We start from the raw sequence: 16,492 nt of genomic DNA, 5'->3' as shown, positions 1-16,492 counted from the left end.
CGGCTACCGTGCCTGCCATGCCGGATGCCGAAGACGTACGACGTATCGCCCTCTCCTTCCCGGACACCACGGAGAAGATCGCCTGGAGCATGCCCACGTTCCGGGTCGCCGGGAAGATGTTCGTGACGCTGCCCGAGGACGAGACGTCCATCGCCGTGCGCTGTCCCAAGGTCGAGCGGGACGAGCTGGTGCTCGCCGAGCCGAAGAAGTTCTGGATCGCCGACCACGAGGCGTCGTTCGCCTGGGTGCGGGCCCGGCTGGAGGCGCTGGAGGGCGAGGACGAACTGCGGGACATCCTCGCCGACTCCTGGCGCCAGGCGGCCCCGAACCGGCTCCTGGAGGCGCATCCCCGGCTGGGGCTCCCGACGGAGGAGTGACACCCCTGGAGGGCGGGCCCCCGGAAACGGATGCGCGATCACCGGCGCGAGTGCGGTATTGTTTCCCTGCGCGTTCGGCCGGGGGAACCCCCAGGTCAGACGGGCAACGGGACGTGGCGCAGCTTGGTAGCGCACTTGACTGGGGGTCAAGGGGTCGCAGGTTCAAATCCTGTCGTCCCGACAGAATCGACCAGCGGGTCTGCCGTAAGGCAGGCCCGCTGATTGCGTTACGGCGTCGGCACGGTGGCGTCAGCCGCCGCCGTCGAGGTCGTCGCGTCGGCGGAGTACCTCCAGCTCGTGGCCGCTCAGCCGCATCTCGTACAGCTTCCCGCGCGCGTTCTCGAAAGGCCGGTGGAGGATCATCATCAGCCGGCCGTCGAAGGTGTGGAACAGCATGCCGTGGCCGCTGTCGTCGCGGACCAGCGGCCGACGCTGCTCCCAGGGGCCTTGGACGTCCCCGGATCTCGATACCGCGTAGGTCTGTACGTAGCCGCCGCTGACGGTGCCGTCCTCGCCGGCCCTGTTCTTCTCGTAGGTCGACCACAGCATGAGCAGGGAGCCGTCAGGGGTGCGCTGCAGCTGAGGGCCGTCGGTGATGTACGGCGGGAGCTGGTGCGGGACGCCCGCGGGGATCTGTTCGGCGGTCCAGGGCGCGTCGGAGGCCTTGAAGAGATAGACCGGGTCGCCGGTCGTCCGGGACAGATCCGGGGTCAGCCGGATCGCCTCCATCGTTCCGTCGACGGTCTGGAGCCACTCGTGCGCGTACACCATCCAGGGCTGCCCGGAGGGGTCGACGTACAGCGTGCCGTCGAGGGTCATGAGGTGCTCGGGCGGGACGGGGCGTGCGGGGTCGAGCACGGTGAACGGGCCGAGCAGCGAGTCGGAGACCGCCGTGATCGTCCCGCGCATATGGGTCGGGGTCCGGAAGGGGACGCCCCACTGGTTCGGCGGGGGGACCGGGAGCGGTCTGTCCTCGTTGTGCAGCGTGGTGAACAGGTAGTACCTGCCGTCCCACGCGTGCACCTCCGGTGCCCAGGCGCCGTCCGTCGCCCAGATGCCCTCCTGCCCGGCGGTCCGGAACACCACGACGGGGCGCGTCCACTCCAGCAGGTCCTGGCTGCGGTAGACCATCGTGCCCGTGCCGTCCACGCCCGACACGGACGGGACGTTGGACGTGTAGAGGTGATAGGTGCCGGACTCGCCGTCCGCGACGACGAACGGATCGTGCAGCGGCATGTCGGGAAGCCGCATCAGCTCACCCCTTCGAGAGGGCCCGCCCCCGTCAGATCACACAGCCCGCATGGGCCAGCGCCTGCTTCAGCAGCACTCCGTGTCCGCCCGGCATCTCGCTCTGCACCGCCTCCGAGACGGCCTCCTGCGGGCTGAACCACACCAGGTCGAGCGCGTCCTGCCGAGGACGGCAGTCGCCCGTCACCGGCACGATGTACGCCAGCGACACCGCGTGCTGGCGGGGGTCGTGGTACGCCGTGATGCCCTGGGTCGGGAAGTACTCCGCGACCGTGAAGGGCTGCAGCGACGCCGGGACGCGGGGGAGCGCGACCGGGCCGAGGTCCTTCTCCAGATGGCGCAGCAGGGCGTCACGGACGCGCTCGTGGTGCAGCACCCGGCCGGAGACCAGCGTCCGGCTGACCGTTCCGTCGGGCCCGATGCGCAGCAGCACACCGACACTGGTGACTTCGCCGCTGTCGTCGACGCGTACCGGGACGGCCTCGACGTACAGGATCGGCATGCGGGCGCGTGTCATCTCCAGTTCGTCGGAGGACAGCCAGCCGGGCGTGGTATCGGTCATGTCAGACATTGCTTGATCATACTTTCAGCCGTTCGGACTTCCTGGATAGCCGCTCCAGGGGAACTGTGACCGGCCCCACGCCGTCCTAATCCCCTCCCGGCATGTCGTCCGGCAGCCGGTAGACCCGCAGGGCGTTGTCCCGCCCGGCCCACCGCGCGATGCGCAGCGCGTCCGGCAGGGACAGCTCGTCGGCGTCCACCCGCTCCTGGAGCAGCCCCGCGAGTCCCTGCCGGAAGGCCAGGGCTCCGAGGTGGAAGAACTCCGCCACACCGTACGCGTCGGAGCTGTACAGCAGTTTGCGGAACGGTGTGATCTCCAACGCCTCCGCGAGGACCGCACCGGCCCGGGCGGGGCCGACGTAGTGCAGGGTGAGACCGACGTCGAGGTACACCTGCTCGAAGACCGCCGAGAGGTAGGCGGCCTGCCGCTGGTAGGGCCAGCAGTGCAGCAGCAGGACGGGGATCGTCCCGGCCGTCAGGTGCAGCCAGTCCGTGAGATGGCTGGGGTCGGCCCGGTGCAGCCGGATGTCGTTGTCGCCGAACCCGGTGTGGAGTTGGAGCGGCAGGCCCAGGTCGACGGCGGTCCACAGCAGGTGCCGTACGAGGACCGGGTCGGCCAGCCGGCCGCCGCGGGCCGACCAGCGCCGGGCGGCCTCGGTGACCTCCGCGTCCGAGGGGCGGGCCGGGTCCAGGTCGAAGCCGGTGCGATAGGCCGCCACCGACTTCACGGCCACCACACCGGGCCGCCGCACGGCGTCGAGCGCGGCCGCCCGGAAGGCGTCCGCGTACGCGTCCGGCTCGACCCCTGCGGCATGCACCGACTCGGCGACCCCCTCCAGCCGTACGACTTCGTACGCGGACCCGCCCGCCGCCTCGGCGAGTTCGGGCGGGGTGGTGAGCCGGTCGGCGGCGAAGCCGGTGTCGACGCAGAGGACGTCCGTGCCCGAGGCGCGCAGGAAGCGCCGCCGCACCTCGCGCCACCCCAGCTCCGAGCGGCGGGCGAGGTACTCCTCGGGCGGGGCGTGCCGGGGCAGGTCCAGCAGGGGAGCGCAGTGGCGGCGCACGGCCACGCCCACGGGGCTGTCGAAGGGCGAGACGCCCGGCCAGACGTCGCCCTCCGTGATGAGCGACTCGAAGGCCGCCCGGTCGAGGTCGGCGGTGACGGTGCCGTGGCAGTGGTGGTCGACCAGCCGCAGGGCGTCGAGCGTCTCGTGGACCGCGCCCACGTCAGTACTTCCAGCGGTACGCCGCCGCCACCTGGTCGTCGTCCAGCCCGGCCACGGACGCCAGTTCGCCCCGCCGTACGGCGATCACCGCGTCGGCCAGGACCGGGCCGAGGGCCGCCCGCAGCGGCGCGTCCTCGCGGAACTCCTCGACGGCCTCCTGCAACGAGACCGGCAGCCGCCGCACGCCCCGGGCCGCCGCATCCGCCTCGGCCAGCCCCGCAGGGTCCCCGGTGATCTCCCCGGGCAGGGCGGCGGACGACGCCAGGCCGTCCAGTCCGGCGGCGATCAGGGAGCCGATCGCGAGATAGGGGTTGGCCGCCAGGTCGACCGGTTTGATCTCCAGGTTGGCCGCCTGGTCGCGCAGGCCCGCCGTGCCGGTGATGACGCGCAGGGCGGTCTCCCGGGTCTCGCGGCCCCAGGCGGTGAACACACCGGCCCACTGGGAGGGTCTGAGCCGCAGATAGCTCGCGGGGCTGGGGGCGGTCACGGCCGTGAGGGCGGGCAGATGGGCGAGGAGGCCGGCCGTGAACGACTCGGCCTCGGCCGTCATGCCGTACCGGCCCTCGCCCCCGGAGTGCAGGTTGACGCCGTCGCGCCACGCGGAGAGGTGGACATGGCCGCCGTTGCCGACGCCCCGGCCCACGACGGCCGGGGCGAAGGAGACCCGCAGCCCGTGCCGCTGCGCCACCGCGCGGACGGTCTGCCGCACCAGCACGCTGCGGTCGGCCGCCGCCACCGGATCGAGCGCCCCCACCGAGATCTCGAACTGCCCGGCCGCGTACTCGGGATGGACCTGTTCCACGTCGATGCCCTGCGCCGCGCAGGCCGCCAGGAGGTCGGCGGTGTAGTCGCCGAGTTCGACCTGCCGGACGGCGCCGTACGCCGGTCCGGTCGTCGCGGGCGTGAAAGTGTCGTCGGGCGCGTCGCCCTTGGCCACGGTCCACTCGATCTCGATGCCCGCCCGGAAGGCGAGGCCGTGCCGCTCGGCCGCCTCGGTGACGATCCGGCGCAGGAACGTGCGCGTGCAGCCCGGATGCCGCTCCCCGTCCTGGGTGATCCGGTCGACCGGCGCCCACGCCCAGCCGGGCTGCCCGGCCAGCACCACGAGCTGGTCGAGGTCGGGGTAGAGGCGCAGGTCGCCGTCGGGGGAGCCGAGGACGTCGGTCGTGACGATGGAGTCGTTCGCCAGGAACGTGTCGAACACCGGGGACATGCCGACGCCCCAGGCCGCCGCGGAGGCGAGCCGGGCCGTCGGGACGGTCTTCACCCGGCCGATGCCGGCGGTGTCGACGTAGGCCAGCACGACGCCCTGCACCCCCCGGCCGGAGAGTTCGCCGCTCAGCGCGGTGGCCCGCTCGACATCGCCGGGGCGGCCGCCGGGCACGGGATCCGCCAGGGTGGTCATACGCTTCTTCCTCCGGTCAGGGCTTCACGGCCACCGCGCCGAACTGCGGTACCAGCACGGCAGAGCCGGGCTCGGCATGCCACTGGCCGCACGACACCAGGCCCGGTTCGAGCAGGTCGAGCCCCTCGAAGAACGCGGCGATGTCCTTGCCGCCGCGGGCGGTGATCGGGGGCGTGGCGTTCTCGTTCCAGAACGTCATCGCCGGTATCTGGCCCGCGCCGCCGAGATCGTCGTCGAAGGTGGGGTGGGTGAGGACCAGGAAGCTGCCGGAGGGGACCGCCGCCATCACGCGGCGCACGATGTCCCGGGCCTTGTCGGTGTCCAGCACGAAGTTGAGGATGCCCAGCATCATGACGGCGACGGGCCGGGTGAGGTCGAGGGTCTGCCCGGCCCGTTCCAGGATGGCGTCCGGGTCGTGCACATCGGCGTCGATGTAGGCGGTGACGCCGTCCTGGGTGCCCGTCAGCAGGGTGCGGGCGTGCACCAGCACGATCGGGTCGTTGTCGACGTAGACGATCCGTGCGTCGGGCGCGATCCGCTGGGCGATCTCGTGGGTGTTGTCCGCCGTCGGCAGCCCCGTGCCGATGTCGAGGAACTGCCGCACGCCGCGCTCGGAGGCCAGGAACGACACGGCCCGGCCCAGGAACTCCCGGTCCGCCCGGGCGATGTCCCGGATGATCGGGAACATGCCGGCGACGTGCTCGCCGACCCGCTGGTCGACCTCGTAGTTGTCCTTGCCGCCGATCCAGTAGTTCCACACGCGGGCGTTGTGCGCCACACCGGTGTTCAGCCGCGCCGAGCCGCTCGGCGGGGTGTGGCTCTCACTCACGTCTCTTCCTCTCCTCGCACGAGCGACCGGAGGACCGGCCATCGCCGCCATTGTGCCGTTCCGGTGATCACGCTGTCCCGGGAATCGGCGGAGCGGGCAGGGCCCTTGGCGTGTCGCGGGGGAGAGCCGTGACCGGGCTACTCGACCTGGCTGGGGTCGGCCGGGGGCGTCTTGCCGGCCAGCACGTCCTTCAGGTTCTGGGTGCCGATCTTCACCGCCTGCTCGACCGAGTCCTGCTCGTCCCCGTCGAGCCCACCCGCCGTGACCGTGATGGCGTCGTTGCCGACACGGACGGCGGCGACCTCCAGGGTCAGCGTGGCCTCCGTGCCCCCGGTCGAGCCCTGCACCGTCACGCGCAGGCCTTGCCGCGCGTCGCCCACCTTGGGCAGCGAGACCTCGATGACCTGCACGGTGCGCTCTTCGCCGTCCTCGGTGACGGTGAACTGGGCGCACTCCTCCGGCAGGTTGGCCATCCAGTTCAAGGAGCCCTGCGGGTCGGTCCGGTCGTAGGAGGCGACCTGGTACAGCAGACGCGAGTCGCCCTGCTGGAAGCCGCGCAACGCGGACGTGCCCGACGGTTTGCCCAGCAGATCGTCGTCGAAGAGGGAGTCCATCAGCCGCTGGCAGTCGGCGGAGTCGGCCTTGGCCGTGAGGAAGTCGGAGACGTCGACCGTGCCGATGAGCAGGCTGTCGTGCCAGTTCTCGGCCTCCGTGTCCTTGACCTGGGTCCAGTCGTCCTCGATGTCCGCCTCGGTGATCAGCGCGGCCCGTGCGCCGTCCGTGGTCAGGGTGGCGGTGGGAGAGGGGGTCTGCTGCTTGCCGGCGACCCGGGTCGCGGTGATGCCCGACGCCCGTGACCCGTCCGCGTCGTCGCCGTCCGAGCAGGCGGCGGTGGTCAGCAGGGTTCCTGCCGCCAGGGCGGTGGAGAGTACGCGGGCGAGCGGGGACGGGCGACGGGCCATGGGGAGTGCCTCCTGGGAACGGGACGCGTGTCCTCAGCGCACCACCGGCACCGACGGCCCACCACCGGCACCGGACCGATCGGGTGAGCGCCGCCCGGAGCGATCGGGCGGGCGCCGCACGCCCCGGCCTGCGCGTGCCCGTTCTGCCGGGCCCAGGCCGCGATCTCGACGCGGTTCCGGGCGGCCGGTTTCAGCTGCACGCTGGACAGATGCGTCTTGACCGTGGACAGGGAGATGTACAGCTCGGCCGCGATCTCGGCGTTGGGGCGGCCGAGAGCGACCAGGCGGACCACGTCCAGCTCGCGCTCGGTCAGCGGCTCCTGGGGCGGCGACCTGCGTGCCGGGCCGCGTGCTGGGGGAGCGGGCTGGCAGGTGCGGGCGGTGTTTCCGGGCGGGAAGCAGTGAGCGAGCCGCTCGGAACCTGGTTCCGGGCACTCGTGCGCTGTTCAATGAAGCTGTACACCCGCCGAGCGAAGCCGCGGACCCACCGAGCGAAGCCGCGGACCCACCGAGCGAAGCCGCGGACCCGCCGAGCGTGAGAGGAGCCGCCCGTGTCACCCGCCGTCGTGCCGCCCGTCGGCGCGCGTATCCGGCAGGCCCGGCTGGAGCGTGGCAGGAGCCTGCGCGCCCTGGCCCGGGAGGTCGGTGTGTCGGCGAGTCTCGTGTCGCAGATCGAGACCGGCAAGAGCCAGCCCTCCGTCAGCACGCTGTACGCGATCACGACGGCCCTCGGGATCTCGGTGGAGTCCCTCTTCGACGCGCGGGCCTCGTCGCCCGTGGTGGGTGCTGGCACGCCGGCTTCCCTCCCGCACGCCCTCGCGGCCTTCGCCGCCGACCCGGGGCGGCGGATCGGCCCGCTGGCCGTCGCGGGGGAGCGCGAGACGCTGGAGCTGGACTCGGGGGTCCGGTGGGAGCGCCTCGGGCGGGTGCCGGGCGCGGACGTCGACTTCCTGCTGGTGACCTACCGGCCCGGCGGCTCCTCCGCGGGCTCCGGCGGACTGATGCGGCACGGGGGCACCGAGTACGGCTATCTGACCTCCGGCGAGCTGATCCTCACCCTCGGTTTCGACGAGTACACGGTGCGCCCGGGCGACGCCGTCTGCTTCGAGTCGACGACTCCCCACCGATACCGCAACGATGGAGAGGTACCCGCTGGGGGCGTCTGGTTCGTGTCGGGCGATGTTCAGTGACACTTGACACCCCTCGCACCCGGGCGTTCACTCCGAAGTGGGGGTGGTCGCCATGGCGATCCGCACATACGGCCCCAACGCCGTCGACTGGGAAGAGCGCATCGACCTGGACCGGCTGCGCCGGCAACGGCTGGCCCGGCTGCACGAGTCCCTGAACCGGTCCGAGCTGGGCGCGGTGCTCAGCTTCGATTTCGCCAACATCCGCTATATGACGGCCACACACATCGGCACCTGGGCGATGGACAAGCTGATCCGCTTCGCCCTGCTGGTCCGCGACGGCGAACCGGTCGTCTGGGACTTCGGCTCCGCCGCCCGCCACCACCAGCTGTACAACCCGTGGCTGGACTACAGCGACGGCAAGGACGGCCCGCCCACCGGCGCCCGCGCCGGCATCTCCACCCTGCGCGGCGCCTTCCACCCGGACGCCGGGATCGCCGAGGACGTGGCCGCCAAGATCGCCGCCGAGCTGCGCGCGCACGGGCTGGCGAACGAACCGCTCGGCGTCGACGTCGCCGAGATGCCGGTCCTCGCCGCCCTGCGCGCCGAGGGCATCGACGTCGTCGACGGACAGCAGGTCTTCCTGGAGGCCCGCCGGATCAAGACCGGCGACGAGATCGCCCTGCTCACCCAGGCCTGCTCCATGGTCGACGCGGCCTACGAGGAGCTCTACGGACACCTGCGCCCCGGCGTCCGCGAGAACGAGTGCGTCGGGGTCGTCAGCAAGGTCCTGTACGACCTCGGCAGCGAGTACGTCGAGGGCGTCAACGCCATCTCGGGCGAGCGCTGTTCACCGCACCCGCATGTCTACAGCGACCGTCTGATCCGGCCCGGCGACCCGGCCTTCTTCGACATCCTGCACAGCCACCTCGGCTACCGCACCTGCTACTACCGCACCTTCGCCGTGGGCAGCGCCTCCCGCGCGCAACGGGACGCGTATGTGCGCTGCCGGGAGTACATGGACCAGGCGATCGCCCTGGTCCGGCCCGGGGCCACCACCGCCGACATCGTCCGGGTCTGGCCGCGCGCCGAGGAGTTCGGCTTCGCCGACGAGACCGCCGCCTTCGCCCTGCAGTACGGCCACGGCGTCGGCCTGTCGATCTGGGAGAAGCCGATCTTCAGCCGCCTGGTCTCCCTCGACCACCCCGAAGTCCTCCAGGAGGGCATGGTGTTCGCCCTGGAGACCTACTGGCCGGCCGCCGACGGCTGGTCCGCCGCCCGGATCGAGGAGGAACTGGTCGTCACCGCCGACGGCTGCGAGGTCATCACCAAGTTCCCCGCCGAGGAACTGCTGATCGCGGGCCGCAAGTACTGGACGGTGGGCGGCGAGCTGAACACCTGCCGGGAGTCGCAGTCGCATCTGAACACCGGGTCGCCGTGATGGAACCGGCCGGGCTCCTCGCCGCCTACGAGCGGATGGCCGTCATCCGCCGTACGGAGAAGGCCGCCCACGACCTGTTCCTGCACGGCCTGGTGAAGGGCACCACCCATCTCGCCGCCGGGCAGGAGGCGATCGCCGTGGGCGCGAGTGCCGCCCTGCGCCCGGACGACTATGTGTTCGCCACCTACCGGGGCCACCACCATGCCCTCGCCCGGGGTGCCACGCCCGAGGAGTGCCTGGCCGAGCTGATGAGCCGGGCGACCGGGCTGTGCCGGGCCAAGGGCGGCTCCATGCACCTGACCAAGGCGGCCACCGGCATGCTCGGCTCGTACGCCATCGTCGGATCCCATCTCCCCATGGCGGTCGGCGCGGCCTGGTCGGCCCGGCTGCGGGGGACCGAGCAGCTCGCGGTCGCCTTCTTCGGGGACGGGGCCACCAACATCGGCGCCTTCCACGAGTCGCTCAATCTGGCCGCCGTGTGGAAACTGCCCGTGCTGTTCGTGTGCGAGAACAACCTGTACATGGAGTACACCCCCATCGCCGACGTCACGGCGGTGCCCCGGCCCGCCGCCGACCGGGCGCCCGCGTACGGCATCCCGGGCGAGGTCGTCGACGGCAACGACGTGGTGGCCGTGGCGGAGGCGGTGGGGCGGCTCGCGGCGCGGGCCCGTGCGGGAGACGGGCCCGCCGTGCTGGAGGCCGAGACCTACCGGCACTTCGGGCACAGCCGCGCCGACCCCGCGACCTACCGCCCGGCGGAGGAGGTCGAACGCTGGCTGAAGCACGACCCGTTGGACCTCGCCCGGGGACGGCTCGCCGAGCTGGGCATCGGGGCGGAGGCGGTCGCGGAGGCCGACGAGCGGGCCCGGGCCGTCGTGGAGCGGGCGATCGAGGCGGCGAAGGCCGCGCCGCCGCCCGACCTGCGGGAGGCCCTGACCGACGTGTGGGCCGATGGAGGTGCCGCATGGCGGACGTGATCACCTACCGGGACGCCGTCGCCGAGGGCATCGCACGCGAGATGCGCCGGGACGCGTCGGTGGTGTGTCTCGGGGAGGACATCGGCGCGGCCGGCGGGGTGTTCAAGACGACCGTGGGGCTGCACAAGGAGTTCGGACCCGGGCGGGTGTGGGACACGCCCATCTCCGAACAGGCCATCGTGGGCGCGGCGATGGGCGCCGCTCTGACCGGGATGCGGCCCGTCGCGGAGATCATGTTCTCCGACTTCCTGGCCTGCTGCTGGGACTATCTCGCCAACGAGATCCCCAAGGTCCGCTACATGACCGGCGGCCAGGTGACCGTGCCGCTCGTCGTGCGCACCGCCAACGGCGGCGGACTGGGCTTCGGCGCCCAGCACTCCCAGGCCACCGAGAACTGGGCGCTGACCGTCCCCGGCCTGAAGATCGCGGCACCGGCGACGCCCGCCGACGTCATCGGCATGCTGGCGGCGGCGATCCGCAGCGACGACCCCGTGGTCTTCTTCGAGCACAAGGCCCTCCTGGCCACCAAGGGGACACCGCCACCGCCCGGTCACCTCGTCGAGCTGGGGCGGGCCGCCGTCGTGCGCGAGGGCGCGGACGTCACCCTCGTCGCGCTGGCCTCCATGGTGCCGCTGGCCCTGCGGGCCGCCGACGTGCTGTCGGGGGAGGGGATCGAGGCGGAGGTGATCGACCTGCGCTCGCTGGTCCCGCTGGACACCGCGACCGTCCTCGCCTCACTGAGCAGGACCTCGCGGCTCGTCACCGTCGAGGAGAACCCGTACCAGGGCGGCTGGGGCGCCACCGTCGTCTCGGTCGTCGCCGACGAGGGCTTCGGCCTGCTGGACGCGCCCGTGCGGCGGGTGACGGGGGAGTGCGTCCCGCTGCCGTTCGCCGACGCGCTGGAGGAGCAGGTCGTCCCCACCGTCGACAAGGTCGTCACGGCGGTCCGAAGACTCGCCGCCTACTGAGCCGCCCGCCGGTCCCCGTACCGAACAGCCCATGGGAGGAAGCGCGATGACCACAAGGACACTGCTGCGCTCCGGTCACGTGATCTCGATGGACCCCGACATCGGGGACCTGCCCCAGGGGGACGTCCTCGTCGAGGACGGCAGGATCGCGGCCGTACGGCCCGAGATCAGCGCCGACGCCGAGATCCTCGACATGACCGGCCGCATCGTCATCCCCGGCTTCGTCGACACCCACCGCCACACCTGGGAGACCCCGATCCGGGGCGTCGCCCCCGACGCCACCCTCGACGACTACTTCGTCGACGTCCTCGACAGCTTCGCACCCCTCTACACCCCGGAGGACGTCTACGCCGGCAACCTCGCGGGCACGCTCGAATGCCTCAACGCCGGCATCACCACGCTCGTCGACTGGTCCCACATCAACAACACCCCCGACCACCCGGACGCCGCGATCCAGGGCCTCAAGGAATCCGGCATCCGGGCGCAGTACGCGTACGGCAGCGCCAACACCTCCCTCGCCGACTACTGGTTCGAGAGCAGGCTCGTGATCCCGGGCGACGACGTGCGCAGGATCCGCTCGACGCACTTCACCTCCGACGACGGCCTGCTGACCATGGGCCTCGCCACCCGCGGACCCGGCTTCTGCACCGACGAGGTCGTCGCCGCCGAATGGGCCCTCGCGCGCGAGCTGGGCATCCCGATCACCGTGCACGTCGCCATGGGGCGCCTCGCCGGCCGCTTCGGCATGGTCAAGCAGCTCAACGGCATGGGGCTCCTCGGCCCGGACACCACCTACGTCCACTGCTGCCACTTCAGCGAGGAGGAGTGGCGGTTGGTCGCCGACAGCGGCGGCACGGTGTCGGTCGCACCGCAGGTGGAGCTCCAGATGGGGCACGGCTGGCCGCCCGTGATGCAGGCGATCGAGCACGGACTGCGGCCCTCGCTCAGCATCGACGTCGTCACCACCGTGCCCGGCGACATGTTCACCCAGATCCGCGCCGCCTTCGGCGCCGAACGCGCCCGGGTCAACGCCGACTGCTGGCAGGCCAACATGCCGGTGCCCAGCACCATGCTGACAGCGCGGCAGATGCTGGAACTCGCCACCGTCAACGGCGCCCATGTCGCGGGTCTGGAGGACCGTACCGGCTCCCTGACCCCCGGCAAGCGCGCCGACATCGTCGCGATCGACGCCACCGCGCCGAACACCGCCCCCGTGCACGACTCGGCAGCCGTCGTGACCCTGTGCGCGGACGTGTCCAACGTCGACACCGTCCTGGTCGACGGCGTGATCCACAAGCGCGACGGGAGGCTGCTCGCCGACACCGCGCGGGCCCGCCGGCTCGTCGAGGAGTCCCGGGACCGGCTCCTCGCGGCGAAGGAGGCGAAGGGGGAGAGGGCTCCCGCATGACGAACCACCTGGTGCGCCGCGCCGCAGACCGGCCCGAGCCGCCGTACGACGGCCACGGCCACCGGCGGCGGACGCTGGTCGGCGAGGACGACGGCAGCGTGCACACCGGCTTCGGCCTCTGCGAACTGCGACCGGACGGCCGTGTGCCCGCCCATGTGCACTCGTACGAGGAGACCTTCCACATCCTCGACGGGGCCGTGATCCTCGACGTGCCCGACGGGTCGTACCTCCTGGAGGAGGGCGACTACGGTCTCCTGCCGACCGGCGTTCCGCACGCCTGGCGCGGGGCCGGGGAGACCGGCGGGCGCTGGGCGGACATGCTGGCCCCCGTGCCCCGGGCGCGCTACGGACACGACACCCAGGCGGTGCCGGACCTGCCCGCCCGCGACCCCGTCCGGATCGATGTCCGCGACCCGCGCACCCGGACCTTCGGGCATTTCGAGCCCGACCAGATGGATCCCGCCAAACAGTCCCAGGACCTGCTGGCCGTCACCGCGAGCATGCGGACCGCGCTGCTGGTCTACAGCGGCATCACCGTGAAGATGATGGTCGACGGCGACCTGGGCGCGGTCGCCTCGACGATGTTCATGGTGCGGTACGCGTCCGACGGCGTCATCGGCACGCACGACCACCCCTTCGAGGAGACGTATCTGATCCTGGAGGGCGTGGCGGAGGCCACCCTCGACGGCGAGCGGTACCGGCTGGAACCCGGGGACCTCGCGTGGGCGGGTGCCGGGTGTGTGCATGGGTTCGTCAACGCCGGGCAGGGGCCCCTGCGGTGGCTGGAGACACAGGCGCCGCAGCCGCCGTCACGGCACTCCTACCGGTTCACGCGGGACTGGGACTACCTGCGCCAGGCGCTTGAGGAGGAGTCATGAGCAGTGTCCTTGTCGTCGGAGGCACCTCGGGGATGGGCCGCGAGTTCGCGCGGCTGCGCCTCGAGCGCGGGGACGATGTCGTCCTGACCGGCCGCGACGCCCAGCGCGCCGACACGGTCGCCAAGGAGATCGGCGCCCGGGGCCTCGCCCTCGACCTGGCCCGGCCCCTGGAGATCAGCGCGGCCCTGGCCGATGTCGGACGCGTCGACCATCTGGTGCTCGCGGGTGTCTCCCGGGACGACAACAAGGTGACCGAGTACGACATCGACGCCGCGCTGCGGCTGGTCACCCTCAAGCTCGTCGGCTACACCGAGGTCGTGCACACGCTGCGCACCCGGCTGCACGACGACAGCGCCATCGTGCTGTTCGGCGGACAGGCGAAGGAACGCCCCTATCCGGGCGCGACGACGGTGGCGACGGTCAACGCGGGCGTGCGGGGCCTGATGCACTCCCTCGCCGTGGAGCTGGCCCCCGTCCGGGTCAACTCCGTGCATCCCGGCGTCGTCGGCGACACGCCGTACTGGCAGGCCAAACCGGAGAAGGTGCTCGACGTGCTGCGCACCGAGACGCCCACGGGGAATCTCGCCACGATGGCGGACGTGGCCGACGCGGTCGACTTCCTGCTGCGCAACCGCTCGGTCAACGCGGTGGAACTGACCGTGGACGGGGGGTGGTTGCTGGGCTGAGCAGCGGGCGGCCTCCTGCCACGGGCGGAGGCCGCCCCGCCGCTCGCGGCTCGGCGCTACGCCTTCAGCGGATCGTGGCCGACGGTCATCAGCCGGTGCCGGCGGCGCGTGTCCTCGGCCGTCAGCTCCGGCAGCGGTTCGTTCTCCAGGTCCACCTGCGAGGTGACCCTGTCCACGACGTTCCGCATCACCCGCAGATCGTCCTCGGTCAGGTCGGTGCGCCGCTTCTGGAGGATCGCCAGGACGTGCTGTCCGGTCTCGCTGCCCGCCTGGTCGGGCAGCGGCTCCGCGTTCTCGTCGGCGTCCCGCGTCCGCAGCCAGGCCGCGAGTTCCTGCGAGGTCATGTTCACCACGCGGTGGAAGTCCTCCCACAGCGCGTCGAGTTCGAGGGCGTCGGTCATCGGGTGCCCCTTCCGTACGTACGTGCGCGCCGGTCAGCCTTCGCGGGGAAGGTTCTCGGCGTCGAACATCCACCGCTGCTTCTCCAGCTCGGCGGTGATGCCGATCAGCAGATCCTGGGTGACCAGGTCGGCCTTCTCGGTCGTGGCGATGCGCTCGCGCAGCCGGCCGACGGCGTCCTGGAGGGACTCCGCCAGTACCCGCACGGCGTCCGAGTCACGCACCCAGCCCTCCTTCGGGCCGGGCAGCGTGAACGTCTTGGCGACGGTCTCCGGCCTGCCGTCCGGCGGCACACCGAGCGCCGCGGACCGCTCCGCGACCGTGTCGGCGAAGTTCCGGGCGGCCGTCACCACCTCGTCGAGCTGGAGGTGGATCGACCGGAAGCGCGGTCCGACGACGTTCCAGTGGGCCTGCTTCCCGATCAGCGAGAGGCCGAGCAGGTCGACCAGGGTGTCCTGGAGCGCCTCGCAGGAGACCCGGCGGGCCTCGTCGGACAGTGTGCTCCTCACGGCCGTCATAGGGCGCTTCTCCTTCTCGCGTCGTTCCTCGTGGTCCGGAGCAGCGCGTGACGCCGCTCCATGACCGCGCGGGTGCCCCGGGCGCAGGGGTGCAAAACGCGCTCGTGATCCGCCCCGGAGTGATGCGCCGACCTGCGGCGATGTCCGCCCCGGACTCGTGCGCTCCCAGGATCTTCACAGGCGGCGGGAGGAGGGTCTATAGTCCGAAACTAGCAGTGCTAATTAATGTGCGGTGTGAGGAGCCTCTCGTGCGTCCCGTCCACTTCGCGGCCGCCCGCCGCACCCCCATCGGCAAGCTCAGGGGATCCCTCTCCTCGGTGCGGCCCGACGACCTCGCCGCGACCGTGATCCGCGCCTTGGCCGGGGACGTGCCCGCGCTGGACCCGGCCCGCGTCGACGACGTCTACTGGGGCGCCGCCAACCAGGCCGGCGAGGACAACCGCAACGTCGCCCGCATGGCGGCCCTGCTCGCCGGACTCCCCGAGTCCGTCCCCGGGGCCACGGTCAACCGGCTCTGCGCGTCAGGTCTGGAGGCCGTGACCACGGCCGCCCGCACCATCGCCGCCGGCGAGGCCGACGTCGTGATCGCGGGCGGCTCCGAGTCGATGAGCCGCGCCCCCTTCGTCCTGCCCCGCCCCGACGAGGCCCTGCCCCACCGCATCGAGACCGTCGACACCCGCCTCGGCTGGCGCCTGGTCAACCCCGCGATGCGGGATCTGCACGGCCTGCTCTCCATGGGCGAGACGGCGGAGGAGGTCGCCGCGCGCCACGGCATCGACCGCGAACGCCAGGACGACTTCGCCCTGCGCAGCCACCAACGCGCCGCCCTCGCCCGCAAGAACGGTCACTTCGACGACGAACTCCTGCCCGTGGAACGCCCCGACGGCGTGGTCGTCGACACCGACGAATGCGTCCGCGAGGACACCTCGTACGAGAAGCTGTCCCGGCTGAAGCCGGTCTTCCGGGACGGCGGCACGGTCACCGCGGGCAACGCCTCCCCGATGAACGACGGCGCCGCCGGTCTCCTCCTGGTCAGCGAGGAGGCCCTCAACGACCTGGGCCTTCAGTCCCTCGGCCGCTACGTCGCCGGCGCCTCCGCCGGTGTCCACCCCGACGTGATGGGCATCGGGCCGGTCCCCGCCACCCGCAAGGCCCTGGCCCGCGCCGGCTGGAGCGTCGGCGACCTGGAGGAGGCCGAGTTCAACGAGGCGTTCGCGGCCCAGGCCCTCGCCTGCGTCGACCAGCTCGGCATCGACCCCGACCTGGTCAACCCCAGCGGCGGCGCCATCGCCCTCGGCCACCCCCTGGGCTGCTCGGGCGCCCGCATCCTGACGACGCTCCTGCACCGGATGCGGCGTACGGGGGCGGAGCGGGGGCTCGCGACGATGTGCGTGGGAGTCGGGCAGGGCAGCGCGCTTCTCGTCGAACGGGCGTAGACCGGCGCCCCCGGGGCCACCAAGCGAGACGGCACTACAGGGCTCC

At 72.1% G+C, this 16,492-nt stretch carries 17 protein-coding genes, 1 tRNA gene and 1 pseudogene; 10 read left to right on the top strand and 9 right to left on the bottom strand.

Annotated elements, in window-relative coordinates; all coding sequences use genetic code 11:
* The first annotated feature begins 17 nt into the window (after positions 1-17).
* Both NNW99_RS04080 and NNW99_RS04075 read left to right on the top strand, forming a co-directional pair.
* The gene (locus tag NNW99_RS04080) at positions 18-377 is read left to right on the top strand and encodes an MmcQ/YjbR family DNA-binding protein (RefSeq protein ID WP_215117246.1); all 360 of its coding nucleotides are present in this window, start codon (positions 18-20) and stop codon (positions 375-377) included.
* A gap of 107 nt (positions 378-484) precedes the next feature.
* Positions 485-558, top strand: a tRNA-Pro gene (locus tag NNW99_RS04075).
* Between the two features lie 68 nt (positions 559-626).
* Here NNW99_RS04075 and NNW99_RS04070 read toward each other — a convergent pair.
* The 7 genes and pseudogenes from NNW99_RS04070 to NNW99_RS04040 form a co-directional block, all read right to left on the bottom strand.
* The gene (locus tag NNW99_RS04070) at positions 627-1,628 is read right to left on the bottom strand and encodes a glycoside hydrolase family 43 protein (RefSeq protein WP_215117244.1); all 1,002 of its coding nucleotides are present in this window, start codon (positions 1,626-1,628) and stop codon (positions 627-629) included.
* Positions 1,629-1,659: 31 nt separating this feature from the next.
* Complete coding sequence (locus tag NNW99_RS04065; RefSeq protein ID WP_215117242.1) at positions 1,660-2,196, bottom strand: NUDIX hydrolase family protein; 537 nt, start codon at positions 2,194-2,196, stop codon at positions 1,660-1,662.
* Between the two features lie 76 nt (positions 2,197-2,272).
* On the bottom strand, positions 2,273-3,412 hold the full coding sequence (locus tag NNW99_RS04060; RefSeq protein WP_215117240.1) for an amidohydrolase family protein: 1,140 nt from the start codon (positions 3,410-3,412) through the stop codon (positions 2,273-2,275).
* A 1-nt stretch (position 3,413) separates the two neighbouring features.
* Entirely contained in the window at positions 3,414-4,817 is a 1,404-nt protein-coding gene (locus NNW99_RS04055) for a glutamine synthetase family protein (RefSeq protein ID WP_215117238.1), read from the bottom strand.
* A gap of 16 nt (positions 4,818-4,833) precedes the next feature.
* The gene (locus NNW99_RS04050) at positions 4,834-5,646 is read right to left on the bottom strand and encodes an SAM-dependent methyltransferase (RefSeq protein WP_215117236.1); all 813 of its coding nucleotides are present in this window, start codon (positions 5,644-5,646) and stop codon (positions 4,834-4,836) included.
* Between the two features lie 137 nt (positions 5,647-5,783).
* Complete coding sequence (locus NNW99_RS04045; RefSeq protein ID WP_215117234.1) at positions 5,784-6,608, bottom strand: hypothetical protein; 825 nt, start codon at positions 6,606-6,608, stop codon at positions 5,784-5,786.
* 131 nt (positions 6,609-6,739) lie between these two features.
* A pseudogene (locus tag NNW99_RS04040) lies at positions 6,740-6,985 on the bottom strand (response regulator transcription factor); the annotation flags it as partial.
* A gap of 174 nt (positions 6,986-7,159) precedes the next feature.
* On the opposite strand from NNW99_RS04040, the gene NNW99_RS04035 reads away from it, so the two are divergent.
* From NNW99_RS04035 to NNW99_RS04005, 7 genes are read left to right on the top strand one after another with little or no spacing between them, the layout of a single operon-like run.
* A complete protein-coding gene (locus NNW99_RS04035; protein ID WP_215117232.1) occupies positions 7,160-7,798 on the top strand; it encodes a helix-turn-helix domain-containing protein in 639 nt (212 codons plus the stop codon).
* A gap of 52 nt (positions 7,799-7,850) precedes the next feature.
* On the top strand, positions 7,851-9,176 hold the full coding sequence (locus tag NNW99_RS04030) for a Xaa-Pro peptidase family protein (protein WP_215117231.1): 1,326 nt from the start codon (positions 7,851-7,853) through the stop codon (positions 9,174-9,176).
* On the top strand, positions 9,176-10,153 hold the full coding sequence (locus tag NNW99_RS04025) for a thiamine pyrophosphate-dependent dehydrogenase E1 component subunit alpha (RefSeq protein ID WP_215117229.1): 978 nt from the start codon (positions 9,176-9,178) through the stop codon (positions 10,151-10,153). Before NNW99_RS04030 ends, NNW99_RS04025 begins: the two co-directional genes overlap by 1 nt.
* Positions 10,141-11,121, top strand: a complete 981-nt coding sequence (locus NNW99_RS04020) for an alpha-ketoacid dehydrogenase subunit beta (RefSeq protein ID WP_215117227.1) — start codon at positions 10,141-10,143, stop codon at positions 11,119-11,121. Before NNW99_RS04025 ends, NNW99_RS04020 begins: the two co-directional genes overlap by 13 nt.
* 46 nt (positions 11,122-11,167) lie before the next feature.
* On the top strand, positions 11,168-12,529 hold the full coding sequence (locus NNW99_RS04015; RefSeq protein ID WP_215117225.1) for an amidohydrolase family protein: 1,362 nt from the start codon (positions 11,168-11,170) through the stop codon (positions 12,527-12,529).
* Positions 12,526-13,407, top strand: coding sequence for a cupin domain-containing protein (locus NNW99_RS04010; RefSeq protein ID WP_215117224.1), 882 nt, complete (start codon positions 12,526-12,528; stop codon positions 13,405-13,407). The genes NNW99_RS04015 and NNW99_RS04010 overlap by 4 nt, the downstream gene beginning before the upstream one ends.
* Positions 13,404-14,093, top strand: coding sequence for an SDR family NAD(P)-dependent oxidoreductase (locus tag NNW99_RS04005; RefSeq protein ID WP_215117222.1), 690 nt, complete (start codon positions 13,404-13,406; stop codon positions 14,091-14,093). The genes NNW99_RS04010 and NNW99_RS04005 overlap by 4 nt, the downstream gene beginning before the upstream one ends.
* Before the next feature lie 56 nt (positions 14,094-14,149).
* Here NNW99_RS04005 and NNW99_RS04000 read toward each other — a convergent pair whose 3' ends face one another.
* Together NNW99_RS04000 and NNW99_RS03995 are read right to left on the bottom strand one after the other, a co-directional pair.
* Positions 14,150-14,494 (bottom strand): DUF3140 domain-containing protein, encoded by a 345-nt coding sequence (locus tag NNW99_RS04000; RefSeq protein ID WP_215117220.1) that lies wholly within the window; start codon positions 14,492-14,494, stop codon positions 14,150-14,152.
* A 33-nt stretch (positions 14,495-14,527) separates the two neighbouring features.
* Positions 14,528-15,010, bottom strand: coding sequence for a Dps family protein (locus NNW99_RS03995; RefSeq protein ID WP_215117218.1), 483 nt, complete (start codon positions 15,008-15,010; stop codon positions 14,528-14,530).
* A gap of 248 nt (positions 15,011-15,258) precedes the next feature.
* Between NNW99_RS03995 and NNW99_RS03990 the strand changes: the two genes are divergently transcribed.
* Positions 15,259-16,446 (top strand): thiolase family protein, encoded by a 1,188-nt coding sequence (locus NNW99_RS03990; protein ID WP_215117216.1) that lies wholly within the window; start codon positions 15,259-15,261, stop codon positions 16,444-16,446.
* Positions 16,447-16,492 lie beyond the last annotated feature (46 nt).

The organism is Streptomyces sp. CRCS-T-1, from assembly GCF_024442335.1.
Lineage (GTDB): Bacteria > Actinomycetota > Actinomycetes > Streptomycetales > Streptomycetaceae > Streptomyces > Streptomyces koelreuteriae.
This window is presented reverse-complemented; position numbering and strand designations above follow the sequence as displayed.